20 protein-coding genes are annotated in these 20,059 nt (G+C 63.1%); 11 read left to right on the forward strand and 9 right to left on the reverse strand.

Annotation, left to right across the window (positions count from 1 at the left end):
- Positions 1–73 precede the first annotated feature (73 nt).
- Together ACNKU3_RS04510 and ACNKU3_RS04515 are read right to left on the reverse strand one after the other, a co-directional pair.
- Positions 74–1,306 carry a cytochrome P450 gene (locus ACNKU3_RS04510; protein ID WP_418258223.1) on the reverse strand — a complete coding sequence of 411 codons (1,233 nt, stop codon included), beginning with the start codon at positions 1,304–1,306 and terminating at the stop codon, positions 74–76.
- An 8-nt stretch (positions 1,307–1,314) separates the two neighbouring features.
- Positions 1,315–1,638, reverse strand: coding sequence for a 2Fe-2S iron-sulfur cluster-binding protein (locus ACNKU3_RS04515; RefSeq protein ID WP_418258224.1), 324 nt, complete (start codon positions 1,636–1,638; stop codon positions 1,315–1,317).
- 299 nt (positions 1,639–1,937) lie between these two features.
- On the opposite strand from ACNKU3_RS04515, the gene ACNKU3_RS04520 reads away from it, so the two are divergent.
- Genes ACNKU3_RS04520 through ACNKU3_RS04530 form a run of 3 tightly spaced genes read left to right on the forward strand, consistent with a single transcriptional unit; the run spans position 1,938 to position 4,615 of the window.
- Positions 1,938–2,690 carry an SDR family NAD(P)-dependent oxidoreductase gene (locus ACNKU3_RS04520; protein ID WP_418258225.1) on the forward strand — a complete coding sequence of 251 codons (753 nt, stop codon included), beginning with the start codon at positions 1,938–1,940 and terminating at the stop codon, positions 2,688–2,690.
- Between the two features lie 46 nt (positions 2,691–2,736).
- A complete protein-coding gene (locus ACNKU3_RS04525; RefSeq protein ID WP_418259020.1) occupies positions 2,737–3,477 on the forward strand; it encodes an SDR family oxidoreductase in 741 nt (246 codons plus the stop codon).
- 55 nt (positions 3,478–3,532) lie between these two features.
- Complete coding sequence (locus ACNKU3_RS04530) at positions 3,533–4,615, forward strand: hypothetical protein (protein ID WP_418258226.1); 1,083 nt, start codon at positions 3,533–3,535, stop codon at positions 4,613–4,615.
- An 81-nt stretch (positions 4,616–4,696) separates the two neighbouring features.
- Here ACNKU3_RS04530 and ACNKU3_RS04535 read toward each other — a convergent pair whose 3' ends face one another.
- The 3 genes from ACNKU3_RS04535 to ACNKU3_RS04545 are packed head-to-tail and all read right to left on the reverse strand — an operon-like array spanning position 4,697 to position 7,266.
- Positions 4,697–5,542, reverse strand: coding sequence for a TauD/TfdA dioxygenase family protein (locus ACNKU3_RS04535; RefSeq protein WP_418258227.1), 846 nt, complete (start codon positions 5,540–5,542; stop codon positions 4,697–4,699).
- Between the two features lie 12 nt (positions 5,543–5,554).
- Positions 5,555–6,703 (reverse strand): hypothetical protein, encoded by a 1,149-nt coding sequence (locus ACNKU3_RS04540; protein ID WP_418258228.1) that lies wholly within the window; start codon positions 6,701–6,703, stop codon positions 5,555–5,557.
- On the reverse strand, positions 6,700–7,266 hold the full coding sequence (locus ACNKU3_RS04545; RefSeq protein WP_418258229.1) for a hypothetical protein: 567 nt from the start codon (positions 7,264–7,266) through the stop codon (positions 6,700–6,702). The genes ACNKU3_RS04540 and ACNKU3_RS04545 overlap by 4 nt, the downstream gene beginning before the upstream one ends.
- A gap of 127 nt (positions 7,267–7,393) precedes the next feature.
- On the opposite strand from ACNKU3_RS04545, the gene ACNKU3_RS04550 reads away from it, so the two are divergent.
- On the forward strand, positions 7,394–8,134 hold the full coding sequence (locus tag ACNKU3_RS04550) for an IclR family transcriptional regulator (RefSeq protein ID WP_418258230.1): 741 nt from the start codon (positions 7,394–7,396) through the stop codon (positions 8,132–8,134).
- A 102-nt stretch (positions 8,135–8,236) separates the two neighbouring features.
- Here ACNKU3_RS04550 and ACNKU3_RS04555 read toward each other — a convergent pair whose 3' ends face one another.
- Complete coding sequence (locus ACNKU3_RS04555; protein WP_418258231.1) at positions 8,237–8,980, reverse strand: SDR family NAD(P)-dependent oxidoreductase; 744 nt, start codon at positions 8,978–8,980, stop codon at positions 8,237–8,239.
- Positions 8,981–9,297: 317 nt separating this feature from the next.
- Here ACNKU3_RS04555 and ACNKU3_RS04560 point away from each other — a divergent pair, with 317 nt between their 5' ends.
- Together ACNKU3_RS04560 and ACNKU3_RS04565 are read left to right on the forward strand one after the other, a co-directional pair.
- On the forward strand, positions 9,298–9,873 hold the full coding sequence (locus ACNKU3_RS04560) for a TetR/AcrR family transcriptional regulator (RefSeq protein ID WP_418258232.1): 576 nt from the start codon (positions 9,298–9,300) through the stop codon (positions 9,871–9,873).
- Between the two features lie 111 nt (positions 9,874–9,984).
- A complete protein-coding gene (locus tag ACNKU3_RS04565) occupies positions 9,985–10,857 on the forward strand; it encodes a TauD/TfdA dioxygenase family protein (protein ID WP_418258233.1) in 873 nt (290 codons plus the stop codon).
- Positions 10,858–10,931: 74 nt separating this feature from the next.
- Here ACNKU3_RS04565 and ACNKU3_RS04570 read toward each other — a convergent pair whose 3' ends face one another.
- Complete coding sequence (locus tag ACNKU3_RS04570) at positions 10,932–12,308, reverse strand: MFS transporter (RefSeq protein ID WP_418258234.1); 1,377 nt, start codon at positions 12,306–12,308, stop codon at positions 10,932–10,934.
- Between the two features lie 342 nt (positions 12,309–12,650).
- Here ACNKU3_RS04570 and ACNKU3_RS04575 point away from each other — a divergent pair, with 342 nt between their 5' ends.
- The 3 genes from ACNKU3_RS04575 to ACNKU3_RS04585 are packed head-to-tail and all read left to right on the forward strand — an operon-like array spanning position 12,651 to position 14,503.
- Entirely contained in the window at positions 12,651–13,031 is a 381-nt protein-coding gene (locus ACNKU3_RS04575) for a VOC family protein (RefSeq protein ID WP_418258235.1), read from the forward strand.
- Between the two features lie 43 nt (positions 13,032–13,074).
- The gene (locus ACNKU3_RS04580) at positions 13,075–13,938 is read left to right on the forward strand and encodes an SDR family NAD(P)-dependent oxidoreductase (RefSeq protein WP_418258236.1); all 864 of its coding nucleotides are present in this window, start codon (positions 13,075–13,077) and stop codon (positions 13,936–13,938) included.
- Positions 13,939–13,948: 10 nt separating this feature from the next.
- Entirely contained in the window at positions 13,949–14,503 is a 555-nt protein-coding gene (locus ACNKU3_RS04585; RefSeq protein WP_418258237.1) for a nuclear transport factor 2 family protein, read from the forward strand.
- Between the two features lie 44 nt (positions 14,504–14,547).
- On the opposite strand, the gene ACNKU3_RS04590 is transcribed toward ACNKU3_RS04585, so the two are convergent.
- Positions 14,548–15,888: an amidohydrolase family protein gene (locus ACNKU3_RS04590; RefSeq protein WP_418258238.1), complete on the reverse strand. Its 1,341-nt coding sequence runs from the start codon at positions 15,886–15,888 to the stop codon at positions 14,548–14,550.
- Positions 15,889–16,071: 183 nt separating this feature from the next.
- Between ACNKU3_RS04590 and ACNKU3_RS04595 the strand changes: the two genes are divergently transcribed.
- Both ACNKU3_RS04595 and ACNKU3_RS04600 read left to right on the forward strand, forming a co-directional pair.
- Positions 16,072–16,908 (forward strand): helix-turn-helix domain-containing protein, encoded by an 837-nt coding sequence (locus tag ACNKU3_RS04595; RefSeq protein ID WP_418258239.1) that lies wholly within the window; start codon positions 16,072–16,074, stop codon positions 16,906–16,908.
- Between the two features lie 178 nt (positions 16,909–17,086).
- Entirely contained in the window at positions 17,087–18,223 is a 1,137-nt protein-coding gene (locus ACNKU3_RS04600) for an alpha/beta hydrolase (protein WP_418258240.1), read from the forward strand.
- Here ACNKU3_RS04600 and ACNKU3_RS04605 read toward each other — a convergent pair whose 3' ends face one another.
- The gene (locus ACNKU3_RS04605; RefSeq protein ID WP_418258241.1) at positions 18,224–19,897 is read right to left on the reverse strand and encodes a mechanosensitive ion channel family protein; all 1,674 of its coding nucleotides are present in this window, start codon (positions 19,895–19,897) and stop codon (positions 18,224–18,226) included.
- Positions 19,898–20,059: the final 162 nt, after the last annotated feature.

Here is a 20,059-nt window from a genome sequence, read left to right on the forward strand (position 1 = left end):
CCTGATACCCCCGGGAGATTGTCCCAATGATGGTTGAGGATACAGGCTTTGTCGATGCTTGCCGCGGCGGGGTTCAGGCCGCGCCGCGAACCGGGCCGGCCTGGTCGAACTGGATCGGCAGGCTGCGCAGGCCCCAGGCGCCGAGAAAGGGGCGCCAGCTGATCTCGCCATTGCGCTGCGGGTTGAGCAGGCGCTGGGCGATCAGGTGCAGGCCCTCTTCCAGTTGCGCCCGGGCGAGAAACTGGCCGAGGCAGATGTGCTCGCCGCGGCCGAAGGCCAGATGGCGATTTTCGAACCTGCGTTCCGGGTCGAAGGCCAGGGGATCCGGGAAGGCCTGTGGGTCGCGGTTGGCCAGCGGCATGGCAAAGGCGACCATGGCGCCCCGGGGAAAGGTGTGGCCCTCGTAGTCGAAGTCCTGCGTCACATTGCGAAATACCGTGGCGATGCTGGAATGGCGCAGCATTTCCTCGATGACCCGGGCGCAGAATTCGGGATCTTCGGCGCAGCGCTGCCAGTCCCCGGGGCGTTCCAGCAGCCGGTAGAGGGTAAAGGTCAGCATGTTTTTGGAGGTGTCATAGCCGGCGATCAACAGCACCAGAACCATGTCGCGCAACTCGACATCACTGAGCTTGCCCGCATTGCGTGTCGCGATCAGCGCGTCGAGGAGGGCGTTTACATCGCCGGCGCCGGCCTGTTCGCGTGCGGCGATCAACTCGTCGACGTAGTCGGTCAGCAGGGCGTAGGCGTCGACAAAACCGGGATAACAGGCGCTGTCCATGGTCAGCGAGGCCATGTGGGTCTCGATGGCATTGCGGATGCGCGGAATGCCTTCCGTGGAGGCGCCGAGGACGCCGAGCAGAACTGCTATCGGGAAGTAGGAGGCAAACTCGGCGAAGTCAAAACTGCCGCGGGGCGCCCAGTCATCCAGCAGCTCGCTGATCACCCGGCGCATCACCGGGCGCACCTGGTTGGCGCGGCGCGGGGTAAAGGCCTGGGCGACACTGGCGCGCAGGCGCGCGTGTTCGGCGCCGGTGTGCGACTGCAGCATCTCCAGCATGAACCGCGCCCAGGGCGTGCCCTGAACCTGGTAGAAATCCACCACGTGCCCCAGCCCCATCTCCAGTTTGTCATCCATGAAGGCCAGGTCCTTCACCGCCTGGTAGCCGTGGACGATATAACCCTGGCTGAAACGCGCCAGCCACGGGTGTTGCTGCCGGGCCTGTTCTACAAAAGGCATGGGATCGGACTGGAATTCCGGGCGCTCTACCGGCAATAGCGGCAGGTCCATCTCAGTGATAGAAGTCATGATCCACCTCAATACTGGCTTACGGGCAGGTGGACCACCAGCCCGTCGAGTTCCGGGGTGGCCTTGATCTGGCAGCTCAGGCGTTTTCCGGCGTTGGGATTGTCCGCGTGCAACTCGAGGGTGGCTTCTTCCATGTCGCCCGGTTCCCCGGTCTGGGTCCGCCAGACTGCATCGACATAGACCAGGCAGGTGCCGCAAGCCATCTGCCCGCCACACTCGCCAATGATACTGGGGACGCCGTTGTCCACCGCGGCCTGCATGAGTGACATGCCTTCGGGCACATCTAGCACATGTTCAATGCCGTCGGCTTCCTTGTAGATGATCTTGACCATGGTTACCGCCTTTTATTGTGATAGTCCGGCTTGCGGGTCGGCTACTGGATTTGTGAGCCTGAGATTTGTATTTTGCTGTCATTGCAAGGTTATATTAACGCCCCGGGCGTTTCAATAACGGCAGCCCTGGAGTAGATTGTCTGAAGCCGCAACACCCGGTCGTTTCCGCTGCGAGCAGATTGCAGCGTTGCGCGCCGCGTGTACGCCCCGGCTCATCGCCATCGGGAAAACGGCAGGGGCGTCTTTCGGGCGGCCATTGAATAGCAATCCATACCGCAAAATAATGAAAGGAAATGAGTATGACGACAACGCGAACGGCTTTGGTCACTGGTGCCGGCGGCGGCATGGGAGAGGCCTGCGCCCGCCGGCTGGCGCGCAATGGCATGCGCGTGGGCGTGCTGGATATCGACGGGCAGAATGCGGAGCGGGTTGCCGCGCAAATCAATGCCGAGGGCGGGCAAGCCCTCTCCCTGGTTGTCGATATTACCGACCGCGCGCAGGTCGAGCAGGGCGTGACCGCGTTGCGCAGCGCCTTTGGTCCGCTTGGCGTGCTGGTCAACAACGCCGGGGTGGAGGACTTTACCCTGTTCGCGGAGATCGGACCGGAGGTCTGGTCGCGCATGCTGGATGTCAACCTGACCGGCACCTATCACGTTACCCAGGCAGTGTTGCCCGATATGGAGGCGCAGGGCTGGGGGCGCATCATTAATTTTTCGTCATTCGCGGCGCAGTCCGGCGGGCCGAAAATGGTGCATTATGCTGCGTCAAAAGGCGGAATTATCGCCATGACCCGTTCCCTGGCGCTGGAGGTCGGGCGCAAGGGGATCACGGTCAACGCGGTGGCCCCGGGCCTGATCGATACGCCGATGGCCCGACGCGCCATCGACGGGGGACAATTTCCGGTGCCGCTGGAACAGATGGTCGCGAGCTATCCCATACCCCGCATTGGCAGGGCGGAGGAAGTGGCCGCGGCAGTGGCATTTTTCGCGTCTGAAGACGCCGGCTACATCACCGCCCAGTTGTTGGGGATCAACGGTGGAACAGCGGTGTAGGATCGATTCTGTTGGCCCGCGCGAAGGAGGAGACACCGGCGTGAACATGCAAAGACTGGAGGGCGCAGTGGCGCTGGTCACTGGCGCGTCGGCGGGAATTGGCAGGGCAACCGCGTTGATGCTCGGCGCCGCCGGTGCGCGCGTTGCGCTGGTGGCACGTCGCCAGGAACGCCTCGACGCATTGTGCGATGAAATCAACACTGCCGGTGGTGCAGCCGCCGCGTTTGCAGCGGACGTGGCCAGCGAGGTACAGGCAGGGGCGGTGGTCGCCGCGGTGATCGAACACTTCGGCAGGATCGATATCCTGGTGAACAACGCCGGTATCATTCGGCCAGGCGGCATCGCTGGCGGCGACGCGCAGGACTGGCGCGATACCTTCGATGTCAACGTACTCGCCCCGATGTACTGGAGCCGGGCGGTGCTGGCGGATATGCTGGCCCGCGAATCCGGTCATATCGTCACGGTAAGCTCCAATGCGGCAAAGGGCGGCGGTGCGCCCACCAACAACGCCTATGCCGCCAGCAAGCACGCGATTACCGCGTTTTGTGGCGGCCTGCGCAAGGAGGTCGGTTCCCGGGGCATCCGCGTCACCATCGTCGAACCCGGCGCTACGGCAACGGAAATTGCCGAGACCATCACCGACGAAACCGCGCGCGCGGCCATGCGGTCACATCTCCACAACGAGACTGTGATGCAGGCATCGGACATCGCCGCCGCCATCTGCTACGCGCTGAGCCAGCATCCGCGGGTGAATGTCGACGAGGTCTGGTTGACGCCCACCCGCTAGCAGCAGGCTGACCCGCACGATTCCGCTATCAACAATAACACCAGGAGCCCTGAACATGAGCAGTACCACGAATTCCCTCGCCCGGCCGCAGCCCGGTAAACGCTACCGGGTGGTGCAGTGGTCCGCCGGCCGTGTGGGTACCAGCAGTGCCCGTGCGATCATCGACCACCCCGACATGGACCTCGTGGGCATGTGGGTCCATTCAGCGGCAAAAGAGGGCAGGGATATCGGTGAACTCTGTGGCGTCGAGTCACTGGGAATCACTACAACGCGCAGCGTCGACGACATCATTGCGCTGCAGCCGGACTGCGTCATGTACATGCAGGAAGGCTATGACGCAGATGACATCTGCGCCCTGCTCGAAGCCGGCATCAACATCGTCACGTCCCGCGGCGAGTTCCACTTTCCGCCGCGGATGGACCAGGAGCTGCGCCAGCGGGTAGAGGCTGCCTGCGAGCGGGGCGGCGCGACCATCCACAGCTCCGGCGTCAGTCCCGGGTTTATCACCGAAGCGTTTCCGCTGGTGCTGACCTCGCTCTCGCGCCGCCTCGACTGCCTGACCATCGACGAGTTCGCGGACATGACCGCGAGCTGTTCCGATGAAATGCTGCTCGATGTACTGCGCTACGGCGGAACGCCCGAAGAGGCATCCAATCCCCACCTGGTACACCACATGACGGCCAATTTCGGCCAGTCGCTGGGCGTGGTGGCCGATGCCCTGGGCCTGCAACTCGACGACATCCAGACCACCGCGGAAAATGCCGTGGCAAAACAGAGGATTCCCCTGATGGGTGGGCGCGCGATCGAGGCGGGTACTGTGGCGGCAATGCGTTTCACCGTTGCCGGGATGCGCAATGGGCAGCCGCTGGTGCGTTTCCGCGCCAACTGGTTCTGCACCACCGATCTCGACAGCGACTGGAATATTCGTGAGAACGGCTGGCGCGTACAGCTGCAGGGCGACACCCCGCTGGATATCTATATCGGTATGCCGGTGGATTGCAGCGCCGAGGAAATGCCGCTGGTGATGGCGGGGTATACGGCGCAACGCTGTGTCAACTGCGTGCCTTACGTCTGCGCTGCCGCGCCGGGTATCCGCACCTCGGCGGAAATGCCACAGATTGTTTCACGGCTGGGTTGAGTTCGCAGGAAAGGGGTCAGAGTCATGACTCTGACCCCGGACGGAGGGAACCCCTGACCCGGAGGCGGGCTGCCGGCAGGCTCAGGCGATCGCCTCGGCGCCCTTGATAGTGGTGCGGTGCATCAAGCGCCCGGAGTCTTCGGTATAGGGCTGCGAGCGGTGCAGCAGGCCGGGGTTGTTCCAGATCACGAGGTCGCCCTTTTGCCACGTGTGGCTGTAGGTAAACTCGTCGCCGGTGCAGTAGTCGACCAGCTCCTCCAGCAGAGCCTTGCCCTCGTCCTCGCCCAGTTCACGGATGCCCCAGGCGGTGGAACCGATGACCAGCGAGGTGCGGCCGCTCTTCTGGTGCCAGACCAGCGGGTGCTCGGTTTTCGGGAACACCTTGTCCCAGCGCGCGAGATCGTCCGCGTCGGGGGTTGGGTTCATCCTGCGCCCGACCGCCTCCAGGCAGTGCACCACGTGCAGGCCCTCGAGCTGCGCCTGTTTCTCCGCAGGCATGGCTTCCCAGGCCGCGAACAGATGGGCGAACTCGGTATTGCCGCCGGCCGAGGGCGGCTGCTCGCACTTCAGCAGGGTGGCCTTGCCGGGGACCTCGTAGGAGGTGCCGTCCATGTGCCACCAGTTGTTGCCCACCACGTATTCGCGCTGGCTCTTGTCGGTCTTGTCCAGGGCGATGCGGTAGATGCCCTTGGTGCTCGGCGCCGAACCGTCGGCGGTGGCCACCGGGGTCTCGATGTCGCCGAGTTGGCTGGTGAGGGCGACCATCAGCTCGTCGCTGAGGTTGAGCCGGGGGAACACCAGCACGCCGTACTCGGTCAGGGCGTCGAGGATGCGGTCCGGAATGCCGTCGGCCACGACATCTTCCGGCGCGACGTAGACATACGCGCCGAGGTTTTCAGAGATTTTTTCAAAACGAATGTCTGCCATTTTCCTTACCTTTTATTCAGTCGCCGCATCGGGGCCGGGCACCAGTGCCCTGGTCTGGGTGAGGCAGCTGCCGAAGCTGTGGAAGCCGGTGGCGTGCAGCCCGCCGGTGCCGCCGCAGACTACAACGAGAACGTCCTTGGGTTCCACCGAGATATAGGCGCGGCCGTTGATGATCCGGTCCTGGGCTTCCAGTTGCTGGCGGTGCTTGGGGGTCAGGTAATCGGCATCGGTGCTGGCGAATTTCCACAGCACTTCCTGAATGTCTTCCATGCTGGGAATCTTCGCGTGAATCAGCTCCGCCCATACCGGGTTGATGGCGATCATCATCTCTGCGAAGGGCATCGCCGGGGAGAGGCCGTTGGCGCCGATATAGCCCATGGACTTGCCAGTCATCTCGAGGAACTCCAGCGGGTCCTGGGAGGTGGTGTCGAGCACGTTCATGGTGCCCATGGTGCCGTAGACCGAGACAGCGTCGCCCTTCACGCCGCGGCGCTCCGCCAGTGGCGCCCAGGGCGAGCGCTCTTCCCACTCGCCGAACAGCATGCCACTGATACGGCCGGGAGAACCGAAGGTTGTCTGGGAGGTGACGTTCGCCTCCTGCCCCGCGACGTTACGGATGATCAGGCGGATTGCGCGGCCGATGGCGGTGGCGTCGGTGCGCGCGCCGCCGAGGCAGCCGTGGCGGTAGGGAATATCCAGTTTGTTGCGGATGGGGCCGTTGACCAGCACCAGCGGGTACACCGGCGCAGTGGTGGTGTTCTGGCCGAACAGTTCGAAGTCCGGTTCCGCCATCGCTTCCAGCGCCGCGATGATCAGCGGCAGGGATTCGGCGCGGGCGCCGGCCATCACCGCGTTGATGGCGATTTTCTCCACCGTGCATTCACCGTCCGCGGGGGGCAGGGTACAGATCACCTCGTCCGCGTAGCGGTTGTTCTTGCCGAGGAATTCGTGCACCCGGGCCTCGGTTGGCGGGATCAGGGGCAGACCGTCACCCCAGCCCTGCTCCAGGGCGAAGCGGGTGAACTCCATGACGTCGTCGATCTCGGTTTCCACCTTCTGGCTGGAGAGCCAGTCGATGTCGCAACCCTCGGGGCCGCAATCGCGGAGGTTGACGACTTTTTCGCTGGTGGCGCTGGCGCTGCTGCGGATGGTGCGGCTCATTGCGCTGCCTCCTTCGGCATGGTGAGGGCAACGCCCATGGTGTCCATCAGCCCTTGGAGGTGCTCGTGGGCCACCTGGTCCACTTCCTCGCGCTCTTTTTCGTTGAGCGGGTAGGGCAGGACGTGCAGGCGCAGGCCAGAGCGACCGCCGCGGCGGGCGAGGTTTTGCGCAAGTTCCAGGAACACCTCGGTGCAGACCGCGGTGGTGGGAATGCCGGTATTGGCCGCGACCAGGGAATCGCGGATGGTCCAGCCGGTGCAGGAGCCGCAGTTGGCGAGACCGACCACCGCGATGTCGATGGATGCGAGGAACTCGTTGAGTTCCGCGGCGATTTTCTCGCCCGCCTCACCGGTACGTCCCTGGTGGGAGCGCCAGAATTTCACCTCGGCGCCGAGTTTCCTGAACTCGTCCGCCCAGTATTCCGTCATCCAGTCCCAGGCACGCCAGATCTCGTCCAGGCGGAAACCGATGGTCTTGCCCGCCAGGGGGCCGGCGTCCGGGCCGGGGGAGGTGATGTCTTCGCGTTGTAGCGCAGTGGGGTCGAGGACCGTGCCGATGGCCATGCTGTACTCCTTATACTTATTTGCGAGCCGCGCTTGCCAGCGGGCTCCAGTTGGAATAAAGTCCAAAATATTGGACATTTAAATTTCTAATACTGGACTATAGTGATCCTGTTTCAGGGAGGTGTCAATGCAGGTCAAGCAGATAGCCAACCTCTTCCGCCTGATGGAATACTTCGCGGAGGTGGGCCGTCCGCTCTCCGTGCGGGAGATCGTCGAGGCCATGGGCTGGCCCCGCTCCAGCGTGTTCAATATCGTCGCGACCATGGTGGACGAGGGCTATCTCTACCAGCCAGCGGCGCGCGGCGGCTACTACCCGACAACCCGATGGATGGACCTCGCCCGTGTCGTTGCCGATTCCCAGCCCCTGCCGCCCTCCCTCCACGAGTTACTCGAGGACCTGGCCCACGCAACCGGCGAGACGGCCTGCCTCGCGGCCGCGGAAGGCAGTTCCGTGGTATTCCTCGACGTCGTGGAGTCCTCCGCGGACATTCGCTTTATCGCCAACATTGGCCAGCGCCTGCCGATTCACGTCGCCTCCGCCGGCAAGGCCATCCTCGCCCAGTATTCCCCCGAGGAACTGCGCGCAATCCTCGGCCGCATCGATTATCAGCACTACGAGGAGCAGAGCTTCATGTCAGCCGAGGAAGTACAGGCCGACCTGCAGGCACAGGCGGCGCAGGGCTGGTATCTGAACCTTGGTATGTTTGCGCCGGGTGTGGCGGGGATTGCCGTGCCCTTTGCGTATGGCGGCCGGCGCTACTCCATTGCCCTGGGCGGGCCGGTGACGCGAATCGAGGGGCGCGCGGATGTGTTGGGGAAACTGCTGAGGGAGCGGGTAAGGGACTTCCTGAATAGCACTGCCGCATAAAAACCCCCGGATATTTTCCCCTACCTGCAGTTTCGCACGGCAGAGGACTGGGAATGGAGGGGTCGGAGTCACGACTCTGACCCCGGTCAGTGCGGGTCCCGCTCAGTTGCAGTAACGCCCGCCATTCACCCCGAGCGTATGCCCGGTGATGTAGTCGGCGTCATCCGAAGCCAGGAACGCCACCGCCGCGGCAATGTTGCGCGGCTTGCCGGTGCGCTTCATCGGCGCACTGTTCTGGGCGAAGGCCTCCACATCCACCGGTGCCTCGCGCAGCCCCTCCGTGTTGATGAAGTTCGGCGGTACGTTGTTCACCGTGATGCCGCGGGTGGCATATTCGAGCGCCAGTGCCTTGGTAAAACCGATCACCCCGCCCTTGGATGCCGCGTAGTGCGCCATGCTGCTGGCGCCGGTCTGGGCGGAGGACGAGGAGATGTTGACGATCCGCCCCCAGCCCGCTTCCTTCATGTCCTCGATCACAGCCTTGGTGCACAGGAAGGGGCCCTTCAGGTTGATCGCCATCAGGCTGTCCCAGGCCTCTTCGGTCAATTCCTCGAACTTGCAGAAGGGAGAGAGGGCGGCGTTGTTCACCAGGATGCTAACCTTGCCCAGGGCATCGTGGGTTTTCTGTACTGCGGCGGCAATATCCGCTGCAGATGACGTGTCCACCTTGCAGGCAACGGTTTTCACGCCCATCTCCGCGACCATCTTCGCGGTTTCCTCGGCGCCCTCGAGGTTGAGGTCCCACACCGCGATATCGATGTCGTCCTCGGCGAGGCGTTGGCTGATGGCGCGGCCGAGACCACGGGCGGCGCCGGTAACGACGGCGACTTTGCGGGGTGTTGGCATAGTAATACTCCTGGAATGGCAGATTGAAAATGAATGACCGCGAATATTGTTGACTGTTTGCGGTGACGGTCTTGTATTAAACTATACATGTGTTCAGTAATTTGCGGATCATACTGGTTATGCTGCCTTCTGTACAAGCCTGTTCATAAGTGGGGCTTGTGTTGCGCACCTCGGGAGTGATTTCATCCGGGTACATTAAACGAGCGTGCCTGCGGGCCTGATAGCCAGTTAACGTGAGAAGGACAGTGAGTAAAAAATCCAGTTTAGCGCCAGCGCCCAAACCTGCCAGAAACACCGCGCCGAAGGCGGCCACTGCCGTGCAGCCGCAAAAAAAGGGCGATATTTCCCGCAAGTTGATTCTCGATGCCACCGAAAAACTGATGCTGGATGAGGGTTACGGTGCGGTCAGCACCCGGCGGGTCGCCACCGAGGCAGGGCTCAAGGCCCCGCTGGTGCATTACTACTTTCCCACTACCGACGATCTCTTCGTCGCCCTGTTCAAGCGCTCGGTTGCCAGCCAGCTGGAACGACTCGATGCCGCCGGCGACGCGCCGGATTCCCTGCTCTCGCTGTGGGCTTCCTACAAGAACAGCCAGGCGACCGCGATGGCGGTGGAGTTCATGGCGCTGGCGAACCACCGGGAGGCCGTGCGCAAGGAATTCGCCCGCTTTACCCGGCAGGCAAGGAAAAAGCGCGTCGAACTGTTCGAGCGACTGTGCGGCGAACAGTTGGGTGACGGCGACCAGCCCACGGCGGAAGCACTGGCAGTGGTGATCATCGGCATTGCGAGAACGATCGTGATGGAAGAGCGTCTCGGTATTTCCAGCGGCCACTCGCAGGCCAATGCCTTCGTCGAGCGCTGGCTGGCATCTCTGCAGGAGGCAAAGGCCTGAGCAATTGCGGCCATGTTGACGGCGCCCGGGTCTCCAGCATAAACTGAACGGATGTTCAGTAAATAATCCCCATTCATTTCCCGGCAGCAGAACCGGGAGGAGGCACCGCAGATGGAATCCCAGGCCACGGCTCGCGACGACAGCCGCACGACAAGCATTCATTACGAGGAGGCCAAGCCCCTGATCGGCGCGCGCGTGCAGGCCACCCGTGCCGATATGGCAGACCCGGATTTTGTGCGCGAATGCCTCAACCTGCTCGATGAGCGGATTGTCCTGGTGTTCCCGGAAATCGGCCTCAGCGAAGCGGAACAGCTCACGTTCACCGACCTGCTGGGGGAGCGCTACAACTTCGTCAAGCAACTGGTCGCAGAAGAAAATTCGGATATCTACAAGATCACCCTCGATCCGAACCTCAACACTTCACCGGAATACGTCCTCGGCACTTTCTTCTGGCACATGGACGGGGTGATGGAGGAATTTCCGCCTTCCAAGGCCTCATTGCTGTCCTGTATTCGCCCCTCCGCGAAGGGCGGGCAAACCGAGTTCTCCAACCTCTTTGCGGCCTACGAGCACCTGCCCGAAGAGGAAAAGGCCGCGCTGGAAGGGCTCACTGTTCTGCACAGTGTGTACTCGGCGGTGCGGCCGGTACTGGAACTCGACGTAACGCCGGAGAGTTTCCAGGGTATCAAGAAACAGCAGGAGCACCCCCTGGTGTGGAATCACGCCAATGGCCGCAAGTCGCTGCTCGTCGGCACCCATGCGGACCGCGTAACGCAACTGTCTCTCGCCGAAGGGCGCGCCCTGTTGCTGCGCCTGCTCGAGTGGGCGGGGCAGAGGGAATTCACCTATCGCCACGACTGGTCGCAGGGGGACTTCGTGGTCTGGAACAACTGCGGATCACTTCACCGCGTCGTGCCCTATGACAGGAACTCCGGTCGCATGATGCACCGCACCTCCGTGGCGGGGAACGATCCCATCCAGTAAGCGCTGCGGGCGCTGCTTTCGCGCGGTGATCGTTTGGAAACTATAAAATCGGCGGCGCGGGAGCGCTGCCGGCCTTAATCCTCACTCCATTGTTCCGCCGCGGTGACGGCATCGTGCATCGCACGGCGTCCCCACCAGAGAAAGCCCGCCGCTAGCGGGCAGGCAATCGCCGCTACGCTGCCGATACCGTAACCGATCGCATTGCCGCCGTAGACGTAGTCAGAAAACAGGGCGATGACGATCGGGCCCAGCGACAGCGCGATCAAGCCCACTGTTGCCGCGAAAAAGGCGACGCCGGCGCCGCGCAATTCGTTCGGCGTCACCAGGTTGAGCGAGGACACGTAGATGGCGGTGAACGGCGATAGCAGGAACATGAACAGGCAGATCGCCACCAGGAACACCCAGGGGTTGTCGCTGGTGGTGGCGATGACGGCGAGCGGGGTCGCCAGGACCAGGCACAAGGCAAACCAGCGGAACTGGGCGTCCTTGTAGCCGCGGGCGAAGAGGGCGTTGACGCTGAAGCCGCAGACGAACTTGCCGGCAAAGCCACCGATGATCATCGCCAGGCCAAGACCCAGCCCGATCTCCCCAGGACTCCAGCCGAAGGTGCGCGCCATGTGTGCGGCGTACCAGGCCTGGCCGCCGGTAAACCCGATCGAGGCCAGGCCGAAGCCCAGGTAGTGGCAGAGGAAAAACCTGCCGCGCGACCGGATAAAGCGGATGAGGTCGGGGTAGCCGGAAAATACGCTTTGCAGCAGTGACCGGTCGGTGGCGGCTTCGCGCACTCCGCGCCGCTTCGGTTCGGGCATGCTGAACGCGAGCACCGAAATAAAGATTCCGGGTACGCCGATGATGTAGAACACCGCCTGCCAGGGACGCACCTCACCGACCAGCGGCAGGGTAATCGCGTCGAGGGTGGACACCGCTTCGATCAGCATGCCGCCGAAGAGGAAGGAGCAGCCGACGCCGGCGGAGGCGCCGAGGGCGTAGATCGCCAGCGCCAGGGTGAGTTTTTTGGCAGGGAACATGTCGGTAATCATCGAGGTAGCACAGGGGTTCAGGCCGGCTTCCCCGGCGCCGACGCCAACCCGTGCCAGCAGCAGGTGGCTGAAGTTCTTGGCGGCGCCACAGGCCGCGGTGGCCAGCGACCAGACCGCGACGCTGACGAAAATGATAAAGCGGCGGCTGAAGCGGTCCGCGAGAGTGCCCGCTAGCAGGCCGAAGACGGAAAACGTAATCGCGAAGGCCAGTCCGTGCAGCATGCCGAACTGCACATCGCTGATACCGATGTCGTTCTTGATCGGGTCCACCATGAGGGAAATGATCGAACGGTCCAGCAGTGACAACCAGTAGAGCAGGGCGAGCAGTATGGTGGAGTACCAGCCGATTGCCGTGGAGGGGTAGGGGATTGCTGTCCTGGCGCCTGCGGGTGCGCTCGAATGGTCTTGCATGTTTACCTCGAATTATTATTGTGCCGCAGCTATCCCCGCGGCGGACTAGCCAGCCGCGTAACCTGTAGCAGGTGGGGGCTGAGGGGTGGTAGTGATAGTACCGTGCTTTTGTTATGTACACCATTGTTGTCTATTCGCAGCATGTGGGTGTCATGATTTCGCGGGAATGGCCCAGCAGGCTGGATAATCTGCCCGGTCCACTTGAATGCCGGCGGTTTCTACTGAATAATTCGTCAGTTTGTTAGCATAATTGCTGCTTGCCCGGGGCGCATTTGCGGGAAAGAATGTACTTGCAATAAAACCCGAATCGCCCCAACCACCGGCATCAGGAGGCCTCCCACCATGTTCAGCCACATCTGTCTCGGCGCCAACGATATTCCCGCTGCAAAAACCTTTTACGACGCCGTCCTCGGCGCTCTCGGCTATAAACCCGGAGCCGAGTCTCCCGACAGTTCCAGTGTTTTTTATATCACTGAAACCGGCATGCTGCTGATCATGACGCCGCGCAATGGCGAACCGGCCACCTTTGCCAACGGCGGCACCATCGGCTTGACTGCGCCCTCGCCGGAAGCGGTGGATGCCTTCCACGCGGCCGGGCTGGCGGCGGGCGGCAGCGACGAAGGCGCCCCCGGTCCGCGCGACGCGCTGCCGGGCAGTTATGCCGCCTACCTGCGCGATCCCACCGGCAACAAGCTCGTTGCCTGGCATATGCAGGCGAGCTAGCAAGGGTCCGCAATACCAACCCCAAAATAACAAGGTAATGCCTATGAACAGTCCCGCCCCCGTCGCGGTGGTCACCGGCGCCAGCCGCGGCGCCGGCCGCGGCATCGCCATCGCCCTCGGCAGCCACGGCTGCACGGTGTACGTCACCGGTCGTTCGGAAAAAGCCGGCGACGCGCCGCTTCCCGGCACCATCTACGCAACCGCCGAGGCGGTCACAGCAGCGGGCGGCAAGGGCATAGCCGTACGCGTCGACCACAGCGACTTCGGCCAGATCGAGGCCCTGTTCCAACAGGTCGAATCAGAGCAGGGGCGACTGGATATCCTGGTCAACAACGCCTTTGCGGTGCACGACGAAATGATGCTGCCCGTGCCCTTCTGGGAGAAACGCCTAGACCAGGTCGGCATGCTCGACGTCGGCCTCTACGGGACCTATGCCGCCTGCTGGTACGCGGCGCCCCTGTTGACCCGCACCCCGGGCAGCCTGGTCGCGTTCACCTCGGCCTCCGGCGCCGCGCACTACGTGTTCGGGCCGGTCTACGGGGTACACAAGGCGGGGCTCGACAAACTGGCGGCTGACATGGCAGTGGATTTTCGCGACTACGACGTGGCTACCGTCTCTATCTGGATGGGCACCGTGCTCACCGAGCGGGTGCAGGTACTGGCGGATATCGATCCGGAGCGCTTCAACGCCCTGCGCGAAAACATGGAGACGCCAGAGTTTAGCGGTCACATCATCTGGGCCATGCACCAGGACCCGGAGCGCATGGCCAACAGCGGCAAGGCGGTCATCGGAGCGGAACTGGCACTGAAGTACGGGATCAGGGACGAGGGCGACCGGCAACCGGTGTCCTACCGCGACCTGCACGGGGTGTGGCCCATCGAGCAATTCGACAGAATCATTCGCTGAGGGGCTGGCCATGAACCTCGAACAGGAATTGCGCGCCCTCCGGGCGCAGGTGCAGCGCTTGCAGGACCGCCAGGACATCCTCGACTGTATCCAGCGCGAAAGCCGCGCCAGGGATCGCCAGGACGTGGCACAGATCAACAGTTGCTGGTGGGAGGACGGTGTCGACGAGCACGGCCCGATCATCACCGCCGTGCCGGACTACGCGGAGCGCGCCAACGCCGGCCATCGGGGAGGTTTCCTGATGACCAGCCACAACATCACCAACCACCTCTGCGAGATCGACGGCGATACCGCCCACTGCGAGTCCTATGTCATCGGCGGCCTGTTCTGGAAGGACGGCGAGAAAACCAGCATGGCCTGCGGCCGCTACCTCGACCGGTTGGAAAGGCGCAACGGCGAGTGGCGCATGCACACTCGCAAGTGCACCATCGAGATGACACTCGACGGCAGTGCGCAGTGGGTGTATTCAGATCCGGTGAAGGGCTTTCTGAAAGCCCGCTGGGATGGGAAGGATCCCTCCTACGAACGGCCTTTCGTTGCAAATCAAAAAGGGGAGCGCTGGTAGGCGACTCCCCTTTTTTCTCGCAAGCCTTACGGCAGGCCTGATACTCAGGCCTCCGCAGCAGCCTTGTCCGCTTCCACCGCTTCCGCGTCGTCAGTCTGGCGCTGCATCATCTTCATGATGTCGCCGGAAGTGATGCGGCGTGGGGCTTCACCTTCAGCCAGCGGTTTGTTGCCGCCGGTGGAGATCGGCGTGGTGTCCACGTCGGTTGCCCTGGCGCGCAGGGCGCCCACGGTCAGTTCTTCGCGCTTGTAGGTCTTGAACAGGTCGTGGCGCAGCCAGCGGCAGGCGTTGAGGTGGGTCACCTTGTCGATCTGCGCGTCGGAGAGGCCGGTGAGGGATTTCACCAGGTGCTCAGGTACGTCCGGCCACAGCGCATCGGAGTGCGGGTAGTCGGTCTCGAAGGCGACCATATCCTCGCCCACATCCTCCAGGCTCTTCAGGCCGAAGGCGTCGTCGATGAAGCAGGTCATGAAGTGGCGTTTGAACACTTCGCTGGGCTTCATGCCGTTGTAGTTGCTGTGGGTCCAGGCGGTATGGCGGGAGTGGGCAAAGTCGGCACGTTCCATGAAGTAGGGCACCCAGCCGATACCGCTCTCGGACAGGAATACGCGCAGCTCCGGGTACTTCAGCAGGGCCTCCAGTTGCAGCCAGTCGGAAGCACCGACGGCGATCGACATGGGCATGGTGGTGATCCAGGCCTCGATCGGGGTGTCCATGGAGGCGATGGGCGTCGGGTTGCCGGAGCCGATGTGCAGGCAGCTGGTAATTTCGTTGTCGACCAGGGCTTTCCACATGGGGTTCCAGTATTCGTCGTGAATGCTGGGCAGGCCGATCTTGGTCGGGTTCTCGGTGATGGAAATCGCGTGGCAGCCCAGGTCGGCCAGGCGCTTGAGTTCGGCGACGGTGGCGTCCATGTCCCAGGTCGGCAGGATACCCAGCGGGATGAAACGGCTCGGGTCGGTGGCGCACCACTCGTGAATGTGCCAGTCGTTGTAGGCACGCAGGTGCTTGAGGGCGAGGGCCTTGTCAGGCGCCGCGTGGAAGCAGACGCTGCCGTCGAAGCCGCCGATGCTGCCGAAGTTCATGGAGGCGGCGACACCGCTGATATTCATGTCATCGAGGCGCGCTTTCGCGTCCCAGCAGCCTTTGCGCATCTGCGCCAGGGAGGTGGGCTCCATGCCGTACTCTTCGGGCACCCGGCCTACAACCGCGTTGAGGCCCGCATTGGCCATGGTTTTGCCCTGGTAGGTCCAGTGGTTGGTGCCGGTGGCGGTGGTGTGAAACTGGGGGGCGCTTTCGAGATCGGCGCCGCTCAGGTGGCCCTTGAACAGGTCCGGCGGCTCGACAAGGTGGTCATCGACACTGACCAGTACCAAATCGTTCATGTCCATTGTTATTACTCCTCAACAAGTTTGACTGTAGCCCCCGGCCTTGCGGCCCGGAACAGGGGTGTTGCTGGCAGTGGCTAAGGTATCCAACCAGTAAGGGTTTAGTCTAGGTCGAATCGGATTTGGCAGTCTTGTGCTTAAAGGCCATAATTTGTTCCTGATCGGCCAAAAGCAGGCACCATGATGAATCTTATTTCTCTCGACCAGTCCGGCCTCGACCTCGTTGGCGGCTCCCACCTCAGCAGCGGGCTGGAAATGGACACCGGCTGGCATGTCCACGACATGCACCAGTTCCAGTATGCCTTTGAAGGCTACATCGAGGTGGAGGATGAAAACGCCCGCTACCTGGTGCCGCACCAGTACGGGGTGTGGATACCTGCGGGCACCGAGCACCGCACCTGGCTCAAGGGCGGTGGTTCCGGCTCGGTGTTCCTGCGCGATGGCATGGTCGAGGCCAGTACCGATCGCCTCAGCATCATTCATGTCCCGCCACTGATGCGGGAAATGATCCTCGAGTCGATGCGCTGGCCGATCCTCGAAGGCTACGAGGACCCCACCGGCCGGTCGTTCTTCACCACCTTTGCCCTGCTGTGCAAGGACTGGCTGGCGCAGCACGCCGAGCTCGTCCTGCCGGTATCCGACGACCCGCGCATCAAGCGCATCATGGAATTCACCGTCGATCACCTGGCCTCGGTGACCCTGGAGGAGGTCTGCGGCGTCGTCGGCATGTCCACGCGCACCCTGCGGCGCAGGTTCGCGGAGAAAATGGGCATGAGCTGGGAGGAGTTCCGCCTGCGCTGCCGCCTGTTCAAGGCGATCGAGTTGCTGGAGGATGATACCGTGCCGATCGTCGAGATCGCCATGGCGGTGGGGTACAGGAGCCAGTCCGCCTTCGCCAAGTCCTTCAGGGCCCTACTGCATGACTCGCCGAGCGCCTACCGCAAACGCCTGTTGCTGGAGCGGGGGGGCGAGCCTCTCGATGCCGGCAATGGGCACTTGCAGCGCCTGCCGCAATAACAAACCGGCCTGTATCAGGGCCTGAGCCCCGACGCGCAGCAGTGGTTTCCCGGATTGGCTTGATCAGGGGGCGCTCAGTGGGCAGAATTGCGCAATTTTTACGGGGGCCAGAATGCGGTCTGGGAACGTTAAGCCGGGTATTGGCCGGAGTGTGGTCTGGGGTCTGGTCGCAGTGGGGATGCTGGACCTGCTCGGTGGCTGTACGACGACGCAACCGGAAGTGACAAGCCCGGCGGCGCTGGCGCCGGTGAACGCCCGGGTATTCGATCCGCTGGCCTATGTGGCCAGCGAATTGCGCCCGGCGGCCGATGCCCTGCTGCTCGAGCGCACCGACGACCAGGTGTTGAATGACAGCAGCCTGGTGCAGCTGCGTGCCGGGGTCGCGGCTTTCGCCGCCGAACCGCTGGCCTTTCCCGAAGTCCGCGAGGCCACGGTACCCGGCGAGGGCGGCGCCCCGGACGTCAGGGTGTATATGATCGGTACCCGGCCCGGCGCCTCGAAACCCGCGATCCTGCATTTTCACGGCGGAGGTTATGTCGCCGGTTCCGCGCTCGCCGGCATGCGCAGCCTGCAGGAACTGGCGCTCAGGCACGATTGCGTGGTGGTATCGGTGGACTACCGGCTGGCCCCCGAGACCCCGTTCCCCGGGGCCCTCGAAGACAACTACAGCGCGCTGCGCTGGCTGCACCGCAATGCCGCCGAATTGGGCGTCAATCCGGATCTCATCATGCTGATGGGGGAGAGCTCCGGCGGAGGCCATGCGGCGATGCTGGCGATCGCCGCCCGGGATCGCGGTGAACTGCCGGTCCACAAGCAGATCCTGGTCTACCCGATGCTCGATGACCGCACCGGCAGCGCAGTCCCGGTTCCCCCCTGGGTCGGCCGCTACCTGTGGAATGCCGAATCCAACCGCTTCGCCTGGAGCGCGCTGCTCGGTGTGCCGGCGGGGTCGGAGGTGGTTCCGGCAGGTGCCGTCCCGGCGCGGGTGAGCGACCTGCGGGAATTGCCCCCGACCTTTATCGCGGTAGGCAGTGTCGACCTGTTCGCCGACGAAAATATTGCCTTTGCCCGGCGCCTCGTGGCCGCCGGCATACCCACCGAATTGCTGGTGGTTCCCGGTGCGTTCCACGGCTTCGACGTGGTTGCGCCCGAAACCGCCCTGGCGGCGCAGTTCCGGCAGGCGATCGATCGCGCAATATCCAGTGCGTTGCCCGCCAGGTCAGCCCCGGGCGCCAGCCGACCGCTCGAGCCGGCCGGCGAGGTTGTCGAAGACGTTGACCTGATTCCTTCCGATGAAGGGGTGATCAGTTTCTGATCAGCCCTTGTCTTCGGCCGCTGCATCCGGTGCCTGTGCCGGCGCCGGATACCAGTTCTCCCTGGCGACGATTTTGGCGTCCTGCGGGTCCGCCTCGTAGTTGGGCGACATGATCTGCACCCCGTATTCGTTGAACACGTCCTGGATATTGGCGTGCAGCGCGCTGTACAGGCGCGGCATGCTGGTCGGGTCCTTGCAGAACGCGTTCAACTGGTAGACCACGGTAAAATCCCCCATGGCGGTTTGCAGCACGAAGGGCGGCGGCTCCTGTTCCAGCCCCGGGGTGCGCCCGGCCGCCATCAATAGCATCGCCTCCACCTGTCGCCAGGGCGTGTCGTAACCGATGCCCACGTCGGTGTGCAGGATGATGCCCTGCTGCCGGGAAAAGGTGCTGTAGTTGACCACCGCGGAGGCCAGCACTTCGGAGTTGGGAATGTTGACGTCCTCGTTCTTCATGGAGCGCAACTGGGTGCTCAGGGAGCGCACATTTACCACCTCGCCGACGAACTCGCCGATGCGCACCCGGTCGCCCTCGCGAAATGCCCCGCGGTAGGTGAGGCTGTAGCCGGCGATCATGTTGGCAATGAACGATGACGAACCGATCGAGAAGACGACACCGAGGAAAATGCTCACACCCTTGAAGGCATCCGACTGGGAGCCGGGAATATAGGGGTAGGCGACCACCAGCGCGAAGGCCACGATCAGTATCCTGAGAATCCGGTAGGTCGGCAGCGCCCAGTCGCGATCGAAATTGGACAGCCGTATCCAGCCGCGGTCGACGCGCACGAAGAAGGTTTTGGTCGCCTTGAGAATAAAGCGCACAACAAAGGTGAGAATCACCAGGAAGGCGAGGTCCGGCAGTGAATCGAGTATGCCGGTGCCGATTTCCTTCAAGGGGTTGAGCACCAGGTGGAAGATGCTGGTGGCGAAGGGGCGCGTCCACGGATACAGGCCGAGTGCGGAGTTCATCCAGGTCAGGGCGATCGCTACCAGGGCGAGCGCGCGCACGCCGCGCAGGAGGCTGGCCACGAACTCCCACAACTGGGCGGCGTCGATCACGCGGTGGGAGGCGCGCTCGATATTCTCGATGCGCTGCTTGACCGACCTTTCCACCAGTTTCAGCAACCAGCGGAACAGCAGGATGACCGCGTAGCCAAGCAGCAGGCCGGCCAGCGTCATTGCCAGCAGTACACCGGTGGCGACCATCAGGCGCCGGGGGCTGCGCGCCTCGCGGTAATCGCTGATCGCCTGGCCGGTACGCTGCAGGATGGCCTCGGCGAGAATATCCAGTGGCACCTCTTCCAGCGCAGCGTCCGCTGGGAACAGATAGGTAATGAACTGGGTGCCGATGTACAGGCTGGTGCGCCCGTCCTTCTGTTCCACATGACCCGCACTGGGGTCAATGGCGGAGTCGTCGGCAGCGGCGATAATATTGGCGGTCACCCGCGACACGCGGGTACTGGCCGGCACCGCGGAGATGCCGCGAAGACGGAACAGGGTTGCGCCATCCAGTTTGACCGACGCGACGTGCACCGCGTCGTCCAGGCCCGGATCGAGATTCTGCAGTTCCGGGTTGATGTCGACGGCGCCCCGGGCGGTACTGGCGGACTCGGAAGATTGGGCGTGCAGCGAGGCGGAAACGGAGAGAATCAGTGCCAGTAGTATCAGGCGCATCGGTATCCCTGTTGAGCGATTTATGGTTTGCAGGGGAATAGTTCCCGCCCGTCAATTTATCACCCAGAGACTGTGAAAAGTCTAGAAAAGAATGGGTGGCCGTGGAGCGTCGCGACGCCGAAAACGCCCTTCTGACAGGCGCGCTTTGCCACCGGGTGATTT

Source organism: Haliea sp. E17 (assembly GCF_048323675.1).
In the GTDB taxonomy this organism is placed as follows: Bacteria; Pseudomonadota; Gammaproteobacteria; order Pseudomonadales; family Halieaceae; genus Mangrovimicrobium.